Source organism: Ereboglobus sp. PH5-5 (assembly GCF_029504805.1).
In the GTDB taxonomy this organism is placed as follows: Bacteria; Verrucomicrobiota; Verrucomicrobiia; order Opitutales; family Opitutaceae; genus Ereboglobus.
This window is the reverse complement of the sequence record NZ_JAQFIT010000016.1, coordinates 16,982-39,304: the sequence shown is the minus strand read 5'-3', so window position 1 is coordinate 39,304 and position 22,323 is coordinate 16,982. Positions and strand designations below refer to the sequence as shown.

The following is a 22,323-nucleotide window of genomic DNA, read 5'->3' as shown; positions in this document are numbered from 1 at the left end:
TTATTGCCTGTTCGCGGAACAGGGCGGGGTTTGCGCGCGGCGCGCCGTGCGCCAGCCTTCGCGGTGCTTGCGAATCCAGTCGAGCAATGCGCGCTCAAAACCGATGTCATAGCCGAGGCGCTCGGACTCGAGCCATTTGTGGCGCAGTATCTCCTCACGCTCCGCCAGAAATTCCTGATACAAAGAGGATCGTTTCACAAAATCTTGTGATCGCTCTGATCTGTTTGACTGGAGAGTTGTCATGACGAACCGGGCTGAAAATTAAAAATTGGACGAACGTGCCGCCGGCATCCCCGATCGGTTTTGCCGGGCGTTTGGTTAATTTCCAATGAATAATGCGACGGGCAATTTCACTTGCCAGAAAAATCGCGGCGAGGCGTCTTTTTTTACGAGACAGGCTCCGTGGGCGTCCGGCTTCGAACGTCCACGGAAACTCACAAAAAAACGCAGGGCGGCCTTGTGAAACCGCCCTGCCCCACCAACTTCTTTTTGGAATTATTCCAGTCCGGTCACTTGCACATCGCTTGGATATTCGACGCTGAACTTGAGCGGAACCTCGCGTTTTTCGCCGGGTTGAAGGTCGAGGCGCCACACGAGTTTGTTGTCCTCCTCGCGCGTCACTTCCTTGCCGGGTTTTTCGAGCGTGCCCACATCCTTCTCGGCGGGCGTGATGAGTTTCACGACGATCTTTTCGTTGCGCGAAAGCGGAAGCGCCTCCTTGAACACGACGCGCTCGGCGGTCTTTTTGTTGTTCGTGATCGTGACCATGAACTCGTAGGTCACGCGGCGGCCCTTGCCGGTCAGCCCGGTGTTTTCGGCGAAACGGTTCACAACGCGGCGCTTGATTGCCACGCCCTCGTCGGCGCCGAGCGAGACCTCGAACTTTTCAGTGGGCATCACCGACTTGAGCGACGAAGTGGAGACAAACGCGTTGTCGAGGAAGATGTTCGCCGGCCCTGCGAGGAACGGATACTCGGTCGAATTTGTGACGTAGGCGCTGAGGAACGCCGTCTCCTGCATCGCGGGTGTTGCCTGATACTGGAGTTTGGCGTCGAGTTTGTTGACCGTGATGCTGACTTTCTGCGGCGTGTTGTCGCTCGGGATGCTCGTGGCCGCGAGGATTTTGAATGTCGCGCTGGTGGTGGACGCGTCCACGCTCGCGGTGGCGATGGCGATGTCCTTTTCGGCCATTTCCTCTACGACCATTTCAGTTGTGGCGGCTGCATTGAAGACTTGGGACTCGGCCATTTTCATCTGTTGCGGTGAGGCGTATCGCCTTTCCATCATTGCATCAAGTTTAACAGCAGGCCGCGGCACGAACACGTCGAGTATCCACGGGTTGAGGACGGGCGCGGCGCTGCCAAGCGAGGGGCGCGCGGTCGAGAGCGTGAGCGCGATGTCGTCCCAATCCTCGCCGGTCGCCTGGCGCACGATGCCGAAGTAAGTGAGCTCGACCGCGCGATCGTCGGAGCGCATGCGCACATCGTAGGACGGCGACCAGCTGGCATTAGGCACGGTGTAGGCAACGCTGAGATCGAGCGAGCCGGCTTTCGCGGCGGCAACGCGCACCGTGACAGTCTTGTAGCTTTTATTGTCGGGGCGCGCGCCGCGCATGATCATGTTTAATTGCGCGCGGAGCGTGCCGAGCTTCTTGTTTGTCTCGGCGATTTCGAGGTCGAGCGCCTGCGTGTCGGCCGCGAGTTTTTCGCGTTTCTCGCCGGAAAATTCCATGAGCTTTTGCAGGTTTTCCAACGACGGGGGCGGCGCGTCGGAACCGCTCGGCGGCGAGGCGACAATCACGCCCTCAATGCGGTCGAGCAGCTTGGCCTGCTGCTTGAGGACGGTGCCGCGGTCGTTGAGCTTGCGCATGGCCTGCTCGATGCCGGCGATCTCCTCCTGGAGTGCGTTGACTCGCGGCAGGTCAACCTCGGCGGCGTTGCTCGTGTAGGTAACGCGCGTGGAAACATCGAGGATGGTGGCCTCGGCCGTGCCGCGGCCGTTGACTTGCACGGAGGCGTCGACAAGCGACGCGGGCAGTTTTTCGAGGATGATGTGCGATTCGCCCGCCGGCAGCTCGATGCGCGCGGCGCGCGTGACGATGGCGCGGTCGGTGTAAACGGTGGCGGCGGTGATTTTTGATTGGGTGGGTGTTGGATTTGTCATGGGTTTTGAAAAGGCGCTTGTGGCGGCGAGCGTCAGGCCGAGCGCGAGTGTGATTGCGCCGGCGGAAACGCGTTTGCGGGATGGTGGTGTGGTGCGGGTTGTTTTCATGTTGGTGATGTTGATAAGCGGTTCGGGTTTTGCCTAAAAGTGTGCGCGCAGAATATCGGAAACCGGCGGAGGGATTGTCAGCGGGGCGTCAGCCATTTGTAAGGAAAATGTCATGCGTTTGGAAAATATCCCCGCGGTTCCAAAATGTATTTATGAACACGGATGAGCCCTTGAGGTCTCACGCTGCAATCTTCACACTTGTTGTTTCACATGAAAACCCGCCCACTCGCACCACTTGCAGCGTTTCTTATCGCCGCGTTCGCGTCACTTCACGCGCACGCCCAGACCGCCTCGGCCACATTTCATCCGTCGCTGCTTGAAAGTCTTTCCGCGTCCCACTCGTATTCGGGGAAATCCGGCTACAAACACAACGAGACTTCCGGAGAGACGTCGGTCAATAATTTCAGCCTGAGCGCGTCGGGGCGCCTGGCGCTCGGCAAGGCGACGTTCCTCGGGTTCGGCGCCGCGTTCTCAATAAACGAAATCGACTCCGACGACTCCGTGCCCGCGCCGGAGCGCCTCGGCACGATCACCGTGAACGCCGGCATCACGCAGGTGTTCTCTGAAAAATGGCGCGGGGCAATTTTTGCGCGCCCGGGATACTACGGCGATTTTGAGCACTACACATGGCGCACAATCAATGTGCCCGTGATGGCAATCGCCAACTACACCCAGTCCAACGGCACGAGGTGGTCTTTTGGCGTGAGCGTGAATCCGTTCGGCGAATATAAAGTGATGCCGGTGGTGAGCATGCGGTGCGCGCTTGCCGAAGACTGGTCGCTCAATCTCGGGTTTCCGCGCGTCGGCGTGATGTGGCAGGCGACGAAGGCGCTCGAACTCGGTCTCGGCGCCACCATGCAAGGCGGCGGTTATCGCACCACAAAAGCCCCGGGAAAAACCAACCGCGCCGACCTGGCCAACACTTACGTGAACTATCGCGAAATACGCGCCGGCGTGAACGCCTCGTATAAAGTCGCCCGCCGCGTGAGCCTGTCACTCGAAGCCGGTTGGATGGTCGACCGGCGTTTTGATTATCACGACATTGATTACGAGCTAAAGGGAAAATCGTCCGCCTACATAACCGCCGGCGTGAATATAAAAATGTGATAATCGGGACCGCGGCTCCAATATCAATTCGCGGCCCCGGTTTCGCTCCTGGTCTTGAACACGCGCAGCAGGAAAAACAGGCTTGGGAATATAATGCAGCTGCCGACCAGCAGGGCGAGCATGAGCTGCAGCTGCGTGGCGCGCGGCGCGGCGACCTCGTAGAAACTCACCGGCCCCTCGGTCGTGATTATTGCGTTGGGCGCGTAAAGCAGCCACCAGCCAAGAAGGATCATCGTGACCTGCCCGGCGGCGACCACGCGGGCGAAAACAACATTGCGCAATTTTATAAATTTCCAAAGCGCCACGAACAAAAGCACGGCAATCACGATCGCCGAAATCGCGGCGGGGCGCTCAAGAAACAGGGCGAAAAGACTTTTGGCCTCCAGCAGCGACGCGAGAAACACCACGCCGCCGGCGACAAAAACACACACGTTGGAAATCGCCGCCCGGCGCGTGAATACGTTTCTGAGCTCAGGCTCCTTGGTCTCGCCCACCATATACACACTCGCCAAAAACGCGAAGATGCACGTCACGAACAGACCCACGCAAAACGGATACAAGTCGAGCCACGGGAGAATGTAGGCGTCCACCGCGCCGACCTCGCCGACCGCGCGCGCAAGGGGGATTGTGCCGCGGTTCAGCGTTCCCGCAATAATGCCGAGCCACATCGCGGTCCACAGGCTCGAGCCTCCGAAAAGTATCGTGTAAACGCGCTGCGTTTTTTCATCCTGCACGGGATCGTAATAGCGAAAACTGAATGTCGCCCCGCGCACGACAATGCCGACGAGCAACGCGAGCAACGGCGCGTGCAGCGCGGTCATGAGCGTGGTGAACGCGAGGGGAAATCCCATGAACAAAATAACCACGATCAGGATGAGCCACACGTGGTTCGCCTCCCACACAGGCCCCATCGCATGATTGATAGCGCGCGTTTGCTCACGGCGCAGTTTTTTGGAGCGCATGGACAACAACTCAAGAATGCCCGCGCCATAATCCGAGCCGCCGAGCAGCACGTAAAGCAGGAGCGACGCGCCGATGAAAAAGATAAGGATGTGTGTCATGGCTCAGGCTTTCGTTGAGGGTTCCGTGTCATCGAGCCGCTTGTGCATGCCGCGCACCTGCCGCTTGAAAAGCCAGACCACCGCGACGGTGATGATCGCGTAGAGCACAAACAACAAATACAAATGATACTGCATTCCGGGCACCGGCGTGACGGCGTCCTTGGTTCTCATGACGCCTTGTATAATCCAAGGCTGCCGTCCCACCTCGGTCACGACCCACCCGGCCTCGATGGCGATAAACCCGAGCGGCGCGCAAATGATGAGCGCCTTCATAAACCAGCCCGGCCATCGTTTCTTTTTCAGGAAAACGAAATAGAGCACGGCCATCAACGCGAGGATGCCGCCGATGCCAACCATCACCTGAAACGCGAAGTGCGTGACGACCACGGGCGGCCAGTCCTCGCGCGGAATTTGGTCGAGCCCGGTGACCGCGGTGTTGAAATCGTTGTGCGCAAGAAAACTCAACGCGCCGGGGATCTCGATGGCGTAGCGCACGGTTTGCGTTTCCACGTCAGGAATGCCGCCGATGATGAGCGGGGCGTTTGTGGTCGTCACAAACAACCCCTCGGCGGCGGCGAGTTTGGCGGGCTGGTATTCCGCGACGCGCTGCCCGGCGAAGTGTCCCGAGAAAGGCATGAGCAACGACGCCACCGCGCCAAAGGTGAGCGCAATTTTGAGCGCGCCCAAGTGCATCTCCCTCGCCTTGCCGCGCAAATAAAACGCCGCGTGGATGCCCGCCACCCCGAATCCCACGGCCTGAAGCGCGGCGAGCTGCATGTGAATTGTCTGGTGAAGCCACGCCTTGTTGAACATCGCGGCGACGGGGTCGATGTTGATTGCCGCGCCCTCCACCCAGTCAAATCCGGCGGGCGTGTTCATCCAGCCGTTGGCCGCGACGACAAAAATCCCCGAGGTAAAACCCGCGATGCCGACAACGAGCCCCGTGGCCCAGTGCAGCCACGGCTTCATGCGCCCCCAGCCGTAAAGGAACAACCCGATGGCAACCGCCTCGACAAAAAATGCCGAGCCCTCCCACGAAAACGGCATGCCGAAAATCGGTCCCGCGTGTTTCATGAAGCCGGGCCAGAGCAGCCCGAGCTGGAACGCGACCACGGTGCCCGAAACCGCGCCCACGGCAAAAAGAATGGCGACGCCGCGCATCCACATTTTTGTGAGCTCAAGATGGGCGGGGTCCTTGGTTTTGAGCCATCGCCAGTGGGCCGCCGACATGAAGAACGGCATGGTCATGCCAATCGACGCAAAAATGATGTGAAACCCCAGTGAGAAAGCAATCGTGGCGCGTGCGGCAAGTAGGTCGTCCATTATGCGCCGGATATTGCCGCCCAAACAGCCTCAGGTAAACCCCTTTTGCATGCACACGGCCGGCCAAAACGTTTTTTACAAAGGTTTTTTAAAAATTGGGATGGATAGCGGGTGAAAAAACACACAAAGCGATGCCTGCACCTTTGACCGCGACAACAAATTCCTAAAAGGCATACACTAAAGGAACATTCGAAAAATCGCCCATATAGTAAGGAGAGTATCTTGCGCTCCACGAAAAAAGCAGAATGGTCCCGTTGTTTTTCAATTTTCAAGCTGCCCTAATCTTGGAGTATGAATGTAATAAAATGCCCAATTGGCATGAGGCAGCATATCAATAGAAAATATCCAAGCATCCGTATGCGTGAAAATAGTATTTTGTTTCCCAAAAACTTATCCTCATTAATTTGCCGGATCAAAAGCATAAAAGCGATAAGCCCGGGAATCGGGCTCGTTGCCATACTAACAACATAAAAGCTGATGATTATTGAGGTCAATGCGTGCCTATGCTCCAAAAAACCAATTGGCCCCAAAATCAACATGGGAATCCAGAATCCAAGTATTGGAATCGCAGCCGCAATCGAAAGCCTGGTGAGCCAACTGCCTTGTTTATTCTTAACGAGGACGATCTCTTGATCTTGGTTTGTTTGATATGGCGGCATTTTTTAACGTCTTTGGGCGCCTACCAGAAACGAACCATGCTTATTAGAATTCCTGCGCTGCACGTGAGAATTGGCGAAATTGAAATTATCAATAAACTAAATCCCAAAGCGCCAATACCGGAAAAACGAACACTCCCGTCTATTTTGAAACGCCGCCTCAACGCAAACCATGCCATGGGCGCAACGACTGCGGAAAAGATATACATTGGAAACGCAAAAAGGAATACAATGCCACCACGTCCGTCTTCTGGATCGTCATACAGTCTAAGAAAAACCAGAGGAGCCCAAAACCCGGCCAATGAAATAATCGATGCATATGCCAGCCTCATTACGCACGCAATCTGCTTGTTCTTTATAAGAAGCCACGGAAGCCGCCCTTCCCTTTCAGGGGCCATGTCCCGTTGGACGTATTCTGGTAAAGCAGGGGGCGGCATCGTCAATACGTCTAGACTTTGACCGTATCATCCGGCCAGTCGACCAGCATGCCGGCGTCGCTGGTGTCGAGTTTGCAACCTTCCTGTTTCGCGATTTGCACCTGCCAAACATCCATAAAGGCATGTCGAACATCGTCCCGCAAAGTAGACGATCAGCCGAACAATTCGCTGTGGGTGTTGATGCGCGTGAAGACAATCGTGTCACCTTCGATTTTGTAGACGAGCACCATGTCGCTGCGCAGGTGGCAATCCCGGTGGCCTTTCCAATTTCCAACAAGCGCGTGGTCGCGCTAAACGGGCGGCAACGGCTGCCCGGTCACAAGAAGGTCAAACAGTTTCTCGAAGTCGGATTCCAAGCGCGTGCCCTCGATGCGTCTGGCGTAATCCTCTCGGAACTGCTTGGTGAAATTGTAATTCATTTCGACTTAAGCGCGGCAAAAAAGTCTTTCTTGCTGGCGTAGGCGGGGCGTTTCGCAAGTTCATCCGCCTCGCGCATGGCGGCGCGGGTGGCGGCGTTGGGCATTTCGCGCGCGACAACCTCGAAGGGCAGGCGGCCATTGCGCTCGACCTGCGCGAGAAACATGTTGATGGCGCCGGTGGCGTCGGTGCCCATTTCATCGAACAGCTTCTGCACTTTCTTCATGCGCCTGGCGGGCACGCGAATGCGAATCTGGGTTGTCTGTGTTGCGGTTACCATGATGGCTCAAAGTGGCTCAATTTGACTCATTGTGTCAAGCGGAGGTATTGCGCTTGGAGACGCGTGCATTGCGTTGTGTTTTCTAATAGTCACACTCCCAGCATCAGCAGCGCGGGGTCTTCTATGGCTTGTTTTACTTTGACGAGAAAGGTGACCGCTTCCTTGCCGTCCACGAGGCGGTGGTCGTAGCTCAGGGCGAGATACATCATCGGGCGGATGACCACCTGGCCGTTCATGGCGACGGGGCGGTCGTTGATGGCGTGGAGGCCGAGGATGGCGCTTTGCGGGGTGTTGATGATCGGTGTCGAGAGCATCGAGCCGAAGATGCCTCCGTTGGTAATCGTGAAGACGCCGCCTTCGAGTTCGGGGAGCGTGATTTTGGCGTCGCGGGCTTTTTTGGCGAGCGCGGCGAGTTGTTTTTCGATGTCGGCCAGGCCGGCTTTGTCGCAGTCGCGGAGGACGGGAACCATCAGGCCTTTTTCGGAGGAGACGGCGACGCCGATGTCGTAGTAGTTGTTTTGGATAATCGTGTCGCCGTCGATCTGCGCGTTGATTGCCGGGACGGCTTGCAGGGCGTGGACAACCGCCTTTGTGAAAAATGACATGAAGCCGAGTTTGATGCCGTGGCGTTTCACAAAGTCGTCCTGATATTTGGTGCGCAGGGAGATGACGGCGGACATGTCGCATTCGTTGAAGGTGGTGAGCATCGCGGCTTGGTGCTGCGCCTGCACGAGGCGTTCGGCGATGCGTTTGCGCAAGGGCGACATTTTCTTCCGAGTCTGCCGCTCGGAAGGAAGAACTGAAGAACTGAAGGTTGAAGGCTGAGGTGGTGCGGGCGGCGTGGATTGGGCTTTCAGGCTTTCAGCCTTCAGCGCTTCAGCCTTTCCCAACATGTCGGCTTTTGTCACGCGGCCGTCCTTGCCTGTGCCTTGGATGGTTGCGGGGTCGATGCCGGTTTCGGCGGCGAGGCGCTGGACCGCGGGGGATGCGGGCGGGGTGTTCGTGTTACCCGGAGCCACGGGCGAGTCGCCCGTGCCACTCAATCCGGGCGTCGCAAGCGACGCCCCTACGGAGGTGTCGATTGTGGCGACGACTTGGCCGATTTTTACCTCGGCACCGTCGGCAACTTTGAGCGTGATTTTGCCGGCGGCCTCGGCGGTTGCCTCGCTTGTTATTTTGTCGGTTTCGAGTTCGAAGATCGGCTGGTCTTGTTTGACGATTTCGCCGTCGGCCACGTGCCACTTGGCGAGGATGCCGCTGGTTATCGATTCGCCCACGGGCGGGATTTTGACTTCGAGGAGGCTCATAGGGGGATTGGGTGGGTTGTTGTTTGTATCGACGGGAATCGACGTGTGACGACTTGTGGCGGGCTGAGTCGGGAATAGGATTTTTCAGAGGTTAAACGCGTCGCGGAGCAGCATGGTGAGTTCGCGTTTGTGCAGGGCGAGGGCGCCGACGGCGGGGCTGGCACCGGGTTTGCGGCCGGCGTAGGTGGCTTTGCGTCCGAAGATTTCCTCGAGTTGCGGCGCGATCCATGTCCACGCGCCCATGTTTTGCGGTTCCTCCTGGCACCAGACGAGGTGGCCGCCGTGACCGTAGGTGTCGGCGAGTTCGGCGATGCGGTTGCGGTGGAGCGGGTAGAGTTGCTCGATGCGCAGGATGACGGTGTCGGTGATTTTGTTGCGCGCGCGGTAGTCGCAGAGGTCGTAATAAACCTTGCCGGAGCAGAGAATGATGCGACCCGGCGGGCGGTGCGACGTGGCCTCGATTTTTTCCACGGGAGACGCGCCGGGGAGCGGGCAGGATTGCCAGTCGGCCCACGCGGGGTCGTCGAGGATTTCCTGAAAACCGCCTGTATTGAAATCTTGGATACGCGAGACCGCGGCGGGATGGCGCAGGAGGGATTTGGGCGACATCACGATGAGCGGTTTGCGAAAATCGCGTTTCATCTGGCGGCGCAGGAGGTGGAAGATTTGCGCGGGCGTGGTGGGATTGGCGACTTGGATGTTGTTTTCGGCACAGGCTTGGAGGAAGCGTTCGAGGCGGGCGCTGGAGTGCTCGGGGCCCTGGCCCTCGTAGCCGTGGGGGAGCAGGAGCACGAGGCCGGTGCTGCGCTGCCATTTTGACTCGGAGCTGACGATGAACTGGTCGATGGCGACTTGCGCGCCGTTGGCGAAGTCGCCGAATTGCGCCTCCCAGATGCAGAGCATTTTGGGGTAGTCCATCGAGTAGCCGTATTCGAACATGAGCACGGCGGCCTCGGAGAGGAGCGAGTTGTAGACGCAGAAGCGCTCCTGGTCGGGCGAGAGGTTTTGGAGCGGGATGTGGCGCGCGCGCGTTTCCTGGTCGTAGAGGACGGCGTGGCGGTGCGAGAATGTGCCGCGTTCGCAATCCTGTCCGCTCAGGCGCACGGGCGTGCCTTCCACGAGCAGCGTGCCAAGCGCGAGCGCCTCGCCATAGCCCCAATCGACGGGGCCGTCGGCGGCGAGCGCTTTCGCGCGGTTGTCGAGCAGGCGCTTGATTTTTGAGTTGATGCTGAATCCGTCGGGAATGGTTGTGAGGGCGCGCGTGACTTTTTCGATGAGTTCGCGCGGGACGCCGGTGGCGACGGGCGTGTGTTTGTAGGGCGGCTGGAAAACGGCGTTGGAGCCGCGGAAGCGCTGGGTGGACGGATCGTATTCCTCGGGCGGGCGCGCGGCGGCGGCGGCCTCGGCGGCTTTTGCCTTTGCGAAGGCGGCGTCCATCGCGGCGGTGTATTCGGCCTGGATGGCGGCGCTGTCGGCGGCGGTGAGCGTGCCCTCGGCGATGAGTTGTTTCGTGTAGATTTCGGAGACGTGCGGGTGCGAGGCGATGCGCCGGTAGAGCGTGGGTTGCGTGAACGCGGGCTCGTCGGATTCGTTGTGCCCGTGGCGGCGGTAGCAATACATGTCAACAAACACGTCGCGATGAAACGTCTGGCGGAATTCGAGCGCGAGGAGCGCGGCGAGGCAGACGGCCTCGGGGTCGTCGCCGTTGACGTGGAAGACCGGCGCGTCGACCATTTTTGCGAGGTCGGTGCAGTAGCGCGTGGAGCGCGCGTCGTCGGGCATCGTGGTGAAACCGATCTGGTTGTTGATCACGATGTGAACGGTGCCGCCCGTGCGGTAGCCGGGGAGTTGGGAAAACTGGAGCGTCTCGGCGCCGATGCCCTGGCCCGCGAGCGCGGCGTCGCCGTGGACGAGAAGCGGGATGACTTTGCCGCGCGCCTCGGTGTCGCCGCGGATGCGCTGGCGCGCGCGCGTCTTGCCCTCGACGCCGGGGTTCACGATTTCGAGGTGCGAGGGATTTGCCGCGAGGCGCACCTCGACTTGCGCGCCGGAGGATGTTTTCAGAATCGCCCCGAAACCGAGGTGGTATTTCACGTCGCCATCGCCCGCGACGGTGTTGGGCAGGTAGTTTTCCGAGAACTGCTCGAACAAAACGTCGAAGGGTTTTCGCAGAATGTTCGCGAGCACGGAGAGGCGTCCACGATGCGCCATGCCCATCACGATTTCCTCGACGCCGAGCGAGGGGCAGCGCTCTATTATCGCGTCGAGCGCGGCGATGAACGTCTCGCCGCCTTCGAGCGAGAAACGTTTTTGGCCGACGTATTTTGTGTGGAGAAATTTTTCGAAAAGCTCGGCCTTGTGGAGCCGCCGGAGGATGCGCGTTTTCTCGGCCTTGTTGAACGCGGGCTGGAAATGATTCGGCTCGATCGCCGACTGAATCCAGCGGCGCACCTCCGTGTCCTGAATGTGGATATACTCGACGCCGATCGTGCCGCAGTAGGTTTTTTGCAGCGCGGCGATCAGGTCGCGCAAACGCATCCGCCCTCCGTCGAGATAGTGGCCGACGTCGAACGACTCGTCGAGGTCCGCCCCGGCCAGCCCGAACTCGGCGAGCGAAAGGCGCGACGCCGGCCCGGGCGCCGGCGAGAGCGGGTCGAGATGCGCCTGCAAATGCCCGATGCTGCGGTAGTGGTAAATGAGCGAGTGGACTTGCGATTGCTTGAGCGAGTCGATGGCCGGCGCGCCCGCGAGCGCGGCGCCGATTGACGCGGGCGTGGCCGCCGCGCCGTTGCCGAGCATGAAGCCTTGGAAAAACGCGCGCCACGTGGGATCGACCGAATCGGGATCGTCGAGCCAGCCACGGTATGCGGCCTCGATCAAATCGGCATTCGCGCGCGTCGGAAATGAAAGCGAGTTCATTGCTGAATTGTTTGGGCGAACGATACACGCGCGGGCTCCGCGGCTCAAGATGAAAGGGGCGCGCGCAAGATCGCCGCGTTCCGCATTGTGTTTGTCCGTTAGTAATGGATTGCGCGCCGCTCCATCAAGCAGCGTAATCCGACGCAAAACACCGCCATCCGCTTCACACAAGACACACGAAACCACCGCATCATGAGCGCCGACAAACACACGCGAAAAATTCCGACCGACGGCGGACGGGACCTCACGCAAAACGTCTTCGCATCGCTTTCGGGTTTGGAAAATCTGAAACCCGCCCCCGCATCCGCGCCAGCGCCACAATCATCTCCGCCTGTAACGCAGCCCAAGTCCACCGCGCCCGCAAAAAACCGCGGCCGCGTTGACGTGGTTCGCGAAAAAGCCGGGCGCGGTGGCAAGACCGTCACGGTCGCGCGCGGTTTCACCGGCATCGGCCTCCCCGAAAAAGAGGCGCTCGCCAAAAAAATGCGCGCCGTCTGCGGCACCGGCGGCACGGTCAAGGACGGCCGCATCGAAATCCAGGGCGACAAGCGCGACGAAGTCGCCCGCATCCTTGCCGAGGCCGGCTTCCGTCCGGTGTTCGCCGGCGGCTGAAAATCGCAGGTCACATTTTCTTTCAACAACGGTCCTATCCATCCCGGCAGTCTTATCCGACTGATCAGTCTTATCCAAAAAACATTTTCCCATGTCACAACGCCATCTCCCCGCGCTCGCGCTCTCTTTTCTGTTCGTCCTTTCAGCCCTTCAGCCTTTCAGCCCTTCAGCTTTTTCCTCACCCCTTCCCCCGCTCGACACCGTCACCACCGGGCACTACCCCGACGCCGATTCCGTTCTTGTGGACGAAATCATCCGCACCCGTTACGCCGCCGACGGTTCGGCTTTCACACGCGCCGAAACGTTCGTGAAAATCCTCACCGAAAAAGGCCTCCGCGAAAACCGCACCCACAGCATGGCCTATAATATCTTTTACGAAAGCACCGTCGTCACACTCGCCCGCATCATTCACCCCGACGGCACGGCCACGCCCATCGACATCGCCGCCAACACAAAGGAAATGACCAACCGCCGGTCGATGGCCGCAAACATCTACGACCCGAACAACAAAATCCTCACCCTCGCGCTCCCCGGCCTCAAGGTCGGCGACACCCTGCACATCGTCAAGGAAACCACCACCAAGCGTCCGCGCATGAAAGACACCTTCTGCGACTGGCAATCCTTCGAGAGCACCAGCCCGATCATCCGCAGCACCTATGAAGTTCGCGGCCCGAAGGACAAACCCCTCGCAGCCACCGCCATCCTCGACAAAAACGGCGACACGCTCACCGCCGCCACCCGCGTCGAGGGAGATGAAATCATCCACACATGGACCGCGCGCGACGTCCCCCAGGCGTTTCCCGAACCCTCGATGCCCGCCTTCTACATTTGCACGCAACGCCTCCTCGTCAGCACCGTCGCCACTTGGGAGGAAGTTTCCAAATGGTATTCCTCCATCTGCGAACCCCACCTCGCCAGCACGCCCGAAATCGACGCCAAGGTCGCCGAGCTCATCGCGCCGCCCGCCGGCTCCACCGCGCCGCTCACCGACGACGAAAAAATCCGCCGCGTCTTCCGCTTCGTCTCGCAGGAAATCCGCTACATGGGCATCACCCTCGAAAAAGATTCGCCCGGCTTCGAACCCCACGACGTCAGCCTCACATTCAACAACCGCTACGGCGTTTGCCGCGACAAGGCCGCGCTCCTCGTCACCATGCTCCGCGCCGCCGGCTTCGACGCCGCGCCCGTCCTCATCAACGCCGGCCCGCTCGTTGATCCCGAGGTCCCGAAAATTTATTTCAACCACGCCGTCACCGCCGTCCGCCTCGCCGACGGCACCGACATCCTCATGGACTCGACCGACGAAAACACCGCCGACCTCTTCCCCAGCTACCTCGCCAACAAAAGCTACCTCGTAGCCCGCGCCGAAGGCGACACACTCCGCGTCTCGCCCGTCGCCCCGCCCGAGGAAAACATGCTCCGCGCCGCCACGCGCATCACCATTGCCGACGACGGCTCGGCCACCGGCGACATCACGCTCGACTTCAGCGGCATCAACGACAACGCCTACCGCGGCTCATTCGCCCGCGCCAAGCCCGAGGACATCCGCCGCTGGCTCGAAACCCTCCTCAAAAATCAAATCCCCGGCGCCACCCTCACCGCGCACGAAATCACCCCGCGCAACGCGATGGACACCACCCGGCCCCTCCACGCCGCGATCTCCTTCTCGGCGCCCGACTACTTCACCGTTGCCCGGGGGAAAACCATTCTCAACACACCCTGGTTCGGCGCCGACTTCTCCATCGCCTCGCGCTTTCTCGGCAACGGCACCGCGCTCGCCAAACGCCGCTTCCCCCTCGAAATCCCCTACACCTGCGGCCTCGACGAAACGCTCACGCTAAACCTCCCGCCGCGCATCGGGGACACCCTCGCCCTTCCCGACGAAACCCGCGTCGAACTCCCCGCCGTCACCTACGAAAAAACTTTCACGCGAAACAAAAACGTCATCACCGGCAAACTCGCCATGCGCCTCCGCGCCCCCCGCGTGGCCGAGGGCGAACCCTACGCGCAACTCAAGGACGCCCTCAAGGACATAGAGTATTCCGACCGCCAGGCCCCCGTGCTCGCCGCCAAATCCAAAACGCAACTCACCCCCGACATCCGCACCCTCAACAACGAACTCACCATCACGCTCGACGACGCGCACAACTGGACGCGCCGCCGCGCCGTCCGCAAGCAAGTGCTCACCTACGCGGGCAAAAAAAATCACTCCGAAATCAAGCTCAACTACAACCCCGTCTGGGAAACCGTCACGCTTGACCACGCCACCGTCACACTCAAGGACGGCGGCACGCGCACCGTCTCCCCCGAGGAAATCAACATCATGGACGCCCCCTGGGTTGCCCGCGCCCCGCGCTACCCCGCCGCAAAAACCATGGTCATCTCGCTCCCCGGCGTCGAGGAAGGCGCGACCATCGACACCCAAATCACCACCACCCACAAAAACAAACCCTGGTTCGCCCTCTCGCAGTCCTATTTTGGTTTCGATCCCATCGACGCCTACACATTCACCCTCAACACCGCCGCCGGCGTAAACCTCTCCACCACCCCCGCACTCGCCGCGCTCGCCGATTCCCCAGACGAAAACCAAAATCCGAAAACAGGAACCCGCTTCCGCGTCAGCGGCTCCCGCACCGCCTCGCCCCGCGAAGGAGCGCTCCCGCCCCGCTCCTATCTCGGCCCCGTTTATCAAGCCACCACGCTTAACAACCCCGCCGATTACGCGCACCTCATCAACGCCGCCGTCGCGCCCCTCGCCGAACCCACCGCCGCCATCCGTGCCAAGGCCGCCGAACTCACCGCCGCCGCCAAAACCGAAACCGACCGCGTCGTCGCCATCCGCGATTACATTGCCCGCCACGTCCGCAACGCCGGCCCCAACTTCACCGACCTGCCGCTCTCCTGCCTCACGCCCGCCGAAAAAACCCTGGCCGACGCCTACGGCAACACCGCCGACCGCGCCATCCTCCTCGCCGCGCTCCTACGCGCCGCCGGCCTCGAACCCGAATTCCTCCTCGCCGCCTCGCGTGTCACAAAATTCTATTGGCAGGAAGACGACCTCTTCCCCACCGATTCCTTCAGCCACCTCGCAGTTCGCGTCCAGGCGGACGGCGAAACCTGCTACCTCGACCACCTCAGCCTTTACGCCGACCCGCACGCCACCTCGCTCGAGGATTGCATGGTCATTGCACTCGCCACCGGAAAAATCGAAACAATCACCCCCGCGCCCAAATACCAAACCACCAGCCGCACAGACTGGCAAATAATCCTCTCCCCCGAAGGCGACGCCGCGGTCACATTCACCGCGCCCCACTACGGCGCCAACCACGAAAGCCTCAAGCGCCGCTTCACCGAAATGACACCCGAGGACCGCGACCGTTATCACCAGTCGTGCATGACATGGATTTCGCAAGCCGCCCAACCACGCGGCGGCTTCGAGACCAACCTTGACTACCCCGCCACCTATTCGTTCTCCGCCGACGTCGCCCGCTACGCGGTCCGCAGCGGCGACTACCTCTACTTTCAACTCCCCGCCGCCTCAACCTCGCCCACGCCCGCCGGCCCCGACACCCGCATCCACCCCCTCTTCGCCACCGCGCACCGCGACTCCACAATCCAGTGGACAATCACGCTCCCCGAAGGTCTCGAAGTTGAAGCCGCCCCCGAAAACCTCGCATGGACCGGGCCCGGCGACTACGGCCAGGTCGCAGTCACCACGGCAACCAAAACCGAAAACGCCCGCACCACGCTCACGATCACGCAAACCATCAACCTAAACCCCGCCGTGATCCCCGCCGCAAGCTATTCAACGCTCCTCGAACTCAACCGCCGCCTCAGCCAACCCAGCCAATGGCGCGTGCTGTTAAAAACAAAATAACGACCGAAAAACGCTTGCGCCCGGGAGCGTAGTTCCAGACACGTCTCCGGTCTGCAATTTCTGTTTGCACGTCGCGAGGGCGTCCAATTTGCTGTGCGGTTTCCATTTTTCCCATGAAGAGCACACATCACTGCGCACAGCTCACCAAGGCCGACATCGGCCAGACCGTCACACTCGCCGGCTGGGTTGACACCATCCGCGACCAGGGCGGCATCGTTTTTGTCGACTTGCGCGACCGCAAGGGCGTCACGCAAATCAAGCTCGAAGCCAGTTCGAATCCCGCGCTCGCCAAGGACATCGCGCACCTCAAGCCCGAGTCCGTCATCGCCATCAGCGGCCAGGTCGCGCAACGCCCCGAGGGCACCGTCAACACCGCGCTTCCCACCGGCGAGGTCGAGGTCGAGGCCGCCGCGCTCACCCTCTTCAACATCTCCGAAACTCCGCCATTCCCCCTCGACGACGCCGGCGGCGACAAGGTCAACGAGGACATGCGCCTCACCTACCGCTACCTCGACCTGCGCCGCCCGAAAATGCGCAACAACCTCCGCGTCCGCCACAAGACGGCAAAGGCGATCCGCGATTATTTTGACGCGGAGGAATTCATCGAGGTCGAGACGCCCGCGCTCTTCAAATCCACGCCCGAGGGCGCGCGCGAATACCTCGTGCCCTCGCGCATCTGGCCGGGCCAGTTCTACGCGCTCTCGCAATCGCCGCAGCAATTCAAACAAATCCTCATGGTCGCCGGCGTTGAGCGTTATTTCCAAATCGCCCGCTGCTTCCGCGACGAGGACCTGCGCGCCGACCGCCAGATGGAGTTCACGCAAGTGGACGTCGAGGCGTCGTTCATCGACCGCGAGGACGTGTATCGCCTCTTCGAGGGCATGTTGAAAAAAGTCTGGAAGGATGTGCTCGACTACGACGTGCAGACGCCCTTCCTGCGCATGCCGTTTGTCGACGCCATGAACCGCTTCGGCGTGGACAAGCCCGACATGCGCTTCGCGCTCGAGCTCGTCGATTTTTCGGAGACATTCAAAAACTCCTCCTTCAAGGTTTTCCAAGCCACCGTCGCCAACGGCGGCAGCGTGAAGGCGATCAACGCCAAGGGCCTCGCGGACATCACGCAAGGCGAGCTCAAGTCGCTCGAGGACACCGCCAAATTGCTCGGCGCAAAAGGCCTCGCCTTCATCAAGGTCGAGGGCGGCGAATGGAAATCGCCCATCGTCAAATTCTTCACCGACGACGAAAAGGCCGAGCTCACCAAGCGCCTCGCCATCGAGGACGGCGACATTGTTTTCTTCGCCGCCGCCGAATGGGAGCGCGCCTGCGCGATCCTCGGACGCATCCGCCTCGACGCCGCGCAACTGCTCGTAAAACGCGGCAAGCTCACCATCCGCCACGACGACTGGAAATTCCTCTGGGTCGTCGATTTCCCGCTGATGACCTATGACGAGGAGCAAAAGCGCTACGTCGCCACGCACCATCCCTTCACCGCGCCCGTGCCGGAGGATATCCAATATTTGGATACAGACCCGAAACGCGTGCGCGGCCAGCACTACGACCTTGTGTTGAACGGCATGGAACTCGGCGGCGGCTCGATCCGTATTCACCAGCCCGCGTTGCAGAAAAAAGTTTTCGAGGAGGTTCTTCAAATCCCGCAAGACGTGGTCGAAAGCCGTTTCGGCTACATGCTCAAGGCGTTCACCTACGGCGCGCCCCCGCACGGCGGCATCGCGTTCGGCCTCGACCGCCTCTGCGCGCTGCTCTGCGGAACGACGAGCATTCGCGATGTGATCGCCTTCCCGAAAACGCAAAAAGGCCAGTGCCTCATGACGCAAAGCCCGTCACCCGTCACGGCGAAGCAGCTCAAGGATTTGCACATCCAAACCGTGATGCCGGTGGAGGAGTAAGACCAGCGCCCCACCCTTTTATGATTTACTCAGGGCGTCGCTTGCGACGCCCTTTTTTTAACCACGGAGTTTCACAGAGTAAGAGGCGCCGAACATCCTGGGCTTAATCTGGATTTCTGGCCTCTGGCTCTCTGGCTTTCTGGTCTTCTCTCCGTGTCCTCCGTGGTTAATTTTAGTTTTGAGATTCCTTGATGGTCAGCAGGTCCTTCATGACGTTTGTCAGGTCGGCGGATTTGTTTATGCCGCCGAAGGCGTCGTGGAGCTGGCGGTAGAGCGCGTAGAGTTTGTCGTAGGTTTTGCGGTTGGCCGCGATGGGTTTGTAGTGGCGCGGCTTCACGGCGGTCATCGCGCGTTGCGCGGCGGGGAAATCGCGATGCGCGCCGGCGAGCACGGCCGCGCCCACCGCGGCGCCGAGCGCGCAAGCCTGGCTCGACGCGGTGACGTGCATGGTGCAGCCGGTCACGTCGGCGAAGATTTGCATGAGCATCGGGTCCTTTTCCGCGATGCCACCGGCGCACACGACGCGTTTGATCGGCACGCCGTATTCGCGAAAGCGCTCGATGATGGCGCGCGCGCCAAAGGCGGTGGCCTCGATGAGCGCGCGGTAGATTTCGGCGCGCGTGGTGTGAAGCGTCTGGCCGAGGAGCAGGCCGGTGAGGCGTTGATCGACGAGGATGTTGCGATTGCCATTGTTCCAGTCGAGCGCGAGCAAGCCGGACTGGCCGGGTTTTTGTTTCGCGACCTCGGCGGCAAATTCGCGGTGCGTCTTGCCTTCGCCCTGGCAAACGACCTCGACCCACCATTTGAAGATGTCGCCGACGGCGGACTGGCCGGCCTCGATGCCATAGTAGCCGGGCAAAATCGCGCCGCGCACGATGCCGCAAATGCCGGGGATGTCGGGCACGTTTTTCGACGCGGAAACGACACCGCAATCGCAGGCCGAGGTGCCGATCACCTTGACGAGCGTGCCCTCGCGCACGCCGGAGCCGATCGCGCCGTAGTGCACGTCCATTTCACCGATCGCGATGGGGATGCCGGCGGTGAGTCCACCGAGGCGCTTGGCCCATTCGGGGCAGAGCGCGCCGGCGGGCGTGGTGGCGTCGTGCGCCTTTTCGTAAAGGCGGTCGCGCAGCGCGGCGAGTTTCGGGTCGAGGAGTTTTAGAAATTCCTTGTCGGGCAGGCCGCCCCAGTCGTCTGCGTAAAGCGCCTTGTGTCCCGCGCAACAGACGCCGCGCACGACGGCGGCGGAGTCCTTCACGCCCGCGAGCACGGACGGAATCCAGTCGGCGAGCTCGACCCACGAGTGAGCGGCGGCGAAGATTTTCGGAGAGGTGTTGAGGCAGTGCCAGATCTTCGACCAGAACCACTCCGACGAATAGGTGTTGCCGCATTTGGCGATGTATTGCGGGCGGTGCTTTGCGGCGAGCCCGGTGATGCGCGCGGCCTCGCGCCATGCGGTGTGGTCCTTCCAGAGCCAGCAATGCGCGGCGAGATTTTTTGCGTAACGTTTGTGGAGCGCGAGCGGGACGTTGTTTTTGTCAATGGGGATCGGGCTCGAGCCGGTCGTGTCAACGCCGATGCCGATAATGCGGGCGGGCGAGAAGCCGGGTTGTTTTTTTGCGATGGCGAGCGCGCCGCGCACGCTTTTTTCGAGACCGAGGAGATGATCGGCGGGATTCTGGCGGGCGAGGTTGTGGTCGCGTTTGTCGAGCAGGATGCCCTGCGCGCCGCTCGGGTAGTTGAAGACGGAGGAGCCGAACTCGGCGCCGTCGGAGCAGCGCGCGATGATCGCGCGCACGGAGTTGGTGCCGTAATCGATGCCGATGGTGAAGGCGGCTTGCGCTGCGTTTTTAGTTTTGGAGGCAAGCGAGGGGCGTGTTGGTTTCATAAGAAAAAGGATGTTCCTATAACCTTCGTCGCAAATAAATCGACGCAAATTGCCCGGCGGTTTGGCTGCGATAAAAAGCCTCGGTCTTTATCCTGTTAATCCCGCAAATTCCGTCCTTAAAAATCCGGGTTTGAAATCCTGGCACGGTGGCGCATCGTGCGCGGTTTACCATGCCGGACTGGCTCACACTCACCGCGGCGCGCCTGCGCAATCTAAAGGGCTTCGACCTGCGGCTGCCGCTTGGGCGGCTCATCATGGTCGCGGGGCCGAGCGGCGCGGGCAAGTCGACCCTGTTTCGCGACCTGCTGCATCCCGCCGTCGCCCACGCAATCAAAACCGGCACGCCCGTGCTTCGCGGCAACGCCTTTGCCAAGGCGACGGGCTTCGAGGACGAATCACTTGCCGGATCAAAACAGCCTCCGTTCAACACCCTCACCGGAGGCAACGCATTCAGGAGCGTCATCGAGGTTGACCAGAATCCCATCGGCAAAACACCGCGCTCGACGCCCGCCACCTACCTTGGAATTTTCGACTTGATCCGCCAGTTTTTTGCCACGCTGCCCGAGGCAAAAATGCGCGGCTACACCGCGTCGCGTTTTTCGTTCAACACAAAGGGCGGGCGCTGCGAGACGTGCCAGGGCGCGGGACGCATCAAGCTCGAAATGGCGTTCATGCCCGACACGTATTTGGTCTGCGACGACTGCCGCGGCACTCGTTACGCGCCCGACATGGCCGACATCACCTGGAAAAACAAAAGCATCGCGCAGGTGCTCCAGCTCACCTTCGACGAGGCGGTGGAGTTTTTCGATTTTCACAGCAGGCTCTCGCAGGTCTGCAAGCTCATGGTCGATTGCGGGCTTGGTTACCTGACGCTCGGCCAGTCCTCCCCCACCCTCAGCGGCGGCGAGGCGCAGCGACTGAAACTCGTCACCGAGCTCACACACGGGCTTGTCAGCTACCGCGAGCACCTGCGCGGCGAGCAACCCCGCAATCTCTACCTGCTTGAAGAGCCGACCATCGGCCTGCACCTGAGCGATTGCGAGAAGCTGATCCATGTTCTCCACTCGCTCGTTGACCAGGGGCACACCGTTGTCGTGATTGAGCACCATCTCGATTTGCTTGCGGAAGCCGACTACATTATCGAGCTCGGCCCCGAGGGCGGCCCGGCAGGTGGCGAGCTTATTTATCAGGGCGCTCTTGCCGGCCTGCTGAAAGTCAAAAACTCGCCAACCGCGCCCTATCTGCGGGCCAAGCTGGGCGGATAAAAAAATAGCACAGACATTCCGGTCTGTGCAAAGCGGCGAACAATTCACGGCACGGACAGAAATGTCCGCGCCGCCTTTGGCCCGACTATTATTTATACTGCAATTTTGCCTGCTCGTAGACGGGCATGTATTTCGGCACGAGGCTCTCGAGCTTGGCAATGCGCTCGGCATCGGGCGGGTGCGTGGAGGTCCATTTTTCAATCATTGCGGAAACTCCCGACGACTGGCCTTTGCCGCTTTGCGCGGCCATTTTTTTCCAGAAAGTCACAGCGGCCTGCGGATTGTATCCCGCGCCCGAGGCGAATTGCATGCCGATGACGTCGGCTTCGGTTTCATGATCGCGCGAGTATTTTAGCAGCGTGCCCTGCGCCGCTCCCGTGTAGGCGAGCATGATGCCTTTTTTGGCCGTGTCGCCCAATTCGCTGTATCCCAGCGCGCTGCTGCCAACTTGGGAGAGGACATTCGCGAGCGAGGTCTGCGAGGCGCGTTCCGAGCCGTGGTGGGATGTGACGTGCGCGATTTCGTGGCCGATAACGATGGCGAGCTCGTCGTCGCCGGACACGAGCTTGAGCAAGCCGGTGTAAACGCCGACCTTGCCGCCGGGCAGGGCAAAAGCGTTCACCTGGTCCGATTCGAACAACACAAACTCCCATTCGGCATCGGACATCGGATGCGACTTCATCACGGAATCCTTGATGCGGTTGCCCACGCGCTGCACTTGGGCGGTGGCCTTGGAGTCGGTGGAGATTTTTTCGGATTTTTTAATGTCGGCAAATGCCGCCAGTCCCGTCTGGTTTTCGTTTTGCAGAACGCTCGGAAGGATGAGCTGCCGACGTCCGGTTTCGGAAACAGTCGAGCAACCAACAAGACCCAGCAGAAGAATCGAGAGAGCAAGAGTAAGGTATGTTTTCATGGAAGGAGAGGTTGGAAAAGAAACCTGCGCCGTTGATGCAATCAAGCAGCAATTAGCCCGCGCCCCGCAAAATCATCCCCTTT

16 protein-coding genes are annotated in these 22,323 nt (G+C 60.4%); 6 read left to right on the top strand and 10 right to left on the bottom strand.

Features of this window, described 5'->3' with window-relative positions; all coding sequences use genetic code 11:
• Both M2103_RS11170 and M2103_RS11165 read right to left on the bottom strand, forming a co-directional pair.
• Window positions 1-243 (bottom strand): hypothetical protein, encoded by a 243-nt coding sequence (locus M2103_RS11170; RefSeq protein WP_343215364.1) that lies wholly within the window; start codon window positions 241-243, stop codon window positions 1-3.
• Between the two features lie 252 nt (window positions 244-495).
• A complete protein-coding gene (locus M2103_RS11165) occupies window positions 496-2,271 on the bottom strand; it encodes a mucoidy inhibitor MuiA family protein (RefSeq protein ID WP_277510600.1) in 1,776 nt (591 codons plus the stop codon).
• Window positions 2,272-2,481: 210 nt separating this feature from the next.
• Between M2103_RS11165 and M2103_RS11160 the strand changes: the two genes are divergently transcribed.
• Window positions 2,482-3,378: a DUF6268 family outer membrane beta-barrel protein gene (locus tag M2103_RS11160; RefSeq protein WP_277510599.1), complete on the top strand. Its 897-nt coding sequence runs from the start codon at window positions 2,482-2,484 to the stop codon at window positions 3,376-3,378.
• 23 nt (window positions 3,379-3,401) lie between these two features.
• On the opposite strand, the gene M2103_RS11155 is transcribed toward M2103_RS11160, so the two are convergent.
• Both M2103_RS11155 and M2103_RS11150 read right to left on the bottom strand, forming a co-directional pair.
• Window positions 3,402-4,439, bottom strand: coding sequence for a cytochrome d ubiquinol oxidase subunit II (locus M2103_RS11155; RefSeq protein WP_277510598.1), 1,038 nt, complete (start codon window positions 4,437-4,439; stop codon window positions 3,402-3,404).
• A 3-nt stretch (window positions 4,440-4,442) separates the two neighbouring features.
• The gene (locus M2103_RS11150; RefSeq protein ID WP_277510597.1) at window positions 4,443-5,762 is read right to left on the bottom strand and encodes a cytochrome ubiquinol oxidase subunit I; all 1,320 of its coding nucleotides are present in this window, start codon (window positions 5,760-5,762) and stop codon (window positions 4,443-4,445) included.
• 503 nt (window positions 5,763-6,265) lie between these two features.
• On the opposite strand from M2103_RS11150, the gene M2103_RS11145 reads away from it, so the two are divergent.
• Window positions 6,266-6,877: a hypothetical protein gene (locus M2103_RS11145; RefSeq protein ID WP_277510596.1), complete on the top strand. Its 612-nt coding sequence runs from the start codon at window positions 6,266-6,268 to the stop codon at window positions 6,875-6,877.
• Between the two features lie 130 nt (window positions 6,878-7,007).
• Here M2103_RS11145 and M2103_RS13235 read toward each other — a convergent pair whose 3' ends face one another.
• The 4 genes from M2103_RS13235 to M2103_RS11125 all read right to left on the bottom strand — a co-directional run bounded on the left by M2103_RS13235 (window position 7,008) and on the right by M2103_RS11125 (window position 11,778).
• Window positions 7,008-7,085: a hypothetical protein gene (locus M2103_RS13235; protein WP_345783554.1), complete on the bottom strand. Its 78-nt coding sequence runs from the start codon at window positions 7,083-7,085 to the stop codon at window positions 7,008-7,010.
• A gap of 185 nt (window positions 7,086-7,270) precedes the next feature.
• Entirely contained in the window at window positions 7,271-7,552 is a 282-nt protein-coding gene (locus M2103_RS11135) for a type II toxin-antitoxin system RelB/DinJ family antitoxin (protein WP_277510594.1), read from the bottom strand.
• A gap of 89 nt (window positions 7,553-7,641) precedes the next feature.
• Window positions 7,642-8,859, bottom strand: coding sequence for a 2-oxoglutarate dehydrogenase complex dihydrolipoyllysine-residue succinyltransferase (gene odhB / locus M2103_RS11130; RefSeq protein WP_277510593.1), 1,218 nt, complete (start codon window positions 8,857-8,859; stop codon window positions 7,642-7,644).
• Window positions 8,860-8,943: 84 nt separating this feature from the next.
• Window positions 8,944-11,778 (bottom strand): 2-oxoglutarate dehydrogenase E1 component, encoded by a 2,835-nt coding sequence (locus tag M2103_RS11125; RefSeq protein WP_277510592.1) that lies wholly within the window; start codon window positions 11,776-11,778, stop codon window positions 8,944-8,946.
• Window positions 11,779-11,970: 192 nt separating this feature from the next.
• On the opposite strand from M2103_RS11125, the gene M2103_RS11120 reads away from it, so the two are divergent.
• The 3 genes from M2103_RS11120 (at window position 11,971) to aspS (ending at window position 18,174) form a co-directional block, all read left to right on the top strand.
• Window positions 11,971-12,390: a translation initiation factor gene (locus M2103_RS11120; RefSeq protein ID WP_277510591.1), complete on the top strand. Its 420-nt coding sequence runs from the start codon at window positions 11,971-11,973 to the stop codon at window positions 12,388-12,390.
• A 91-nt stretch (window positions 12,391-12,481) separates the two neighbouring features.
• Complete coding sequence (locus tag M2103_RS11115; protein WP_277510590.1) at window positions 12,482-16,267, top strand: DUF3857 domain-containing protein; 3,786 nt, start codon at window positions 12,482-12,484, stop codon at window positions 16,265-16,267.
• Between the two features lie 113 nt (window positions 16,268-16,380).
• Entirely contained in the window at window positions 16,381-18,174 is a 1,794-nt protein-coding gene (aspS, locus tag M2103_RS11110; protein ID WP_277510589.1) for an aspartate--tRNA ligase, read from the top strand.
• A gap of 172 nt (window positions 18,175-18,346) precedes the next feature.
• Here the strand turns inward: aspS and M2103_RS11105 are convergent, their stop codons facing one another.
• Complete coding sequence (locus tag M2103_RS11105) at window positions 18,347-20,062, bottom strand: ribulokinase (protein ID WP_277510588.1); 1,716 nt, start codon at window positions 20,060-20,062, stop codon at window positions 18,347-18,349.
• A gap of 170 nt (window positions 20,063-20,232) precedes the next feature.
• Between M2103_RS11105 and M2103_RS11100 the strand changes: the two genes are divergently transcribed.
• On the top strand, window positions 20,233-21,327 hold the full coding sequence (locus tag M2103_RS11100) for a hypothetical protein (RefSeq protein ID WP_277510587.1): 1,095 nt from the start codon (window positions 20,233-20,235) through the stop codon (window positions 21,325-21,327).
• Between the two features lie 88 nt (window positions 21,328-21,415).
• Here the strand turns inward: M2103_RS11100 and M2103_RS11095 are convergent, their stop codons facing one another.
• Window positions 21,416-22,240 (bottom strand): M48 family metallopeptidase, encoded by an 825-nt coding sequence (locus M2103_RS11095; protein ID WP_108825409.1) that lies wholly within the window; start codon window positions 22,238-22,240, stop codon window positions 21,416-21,418.
• Window positions 22,241-22,323 lie beyond the last annotated feature (83 nt).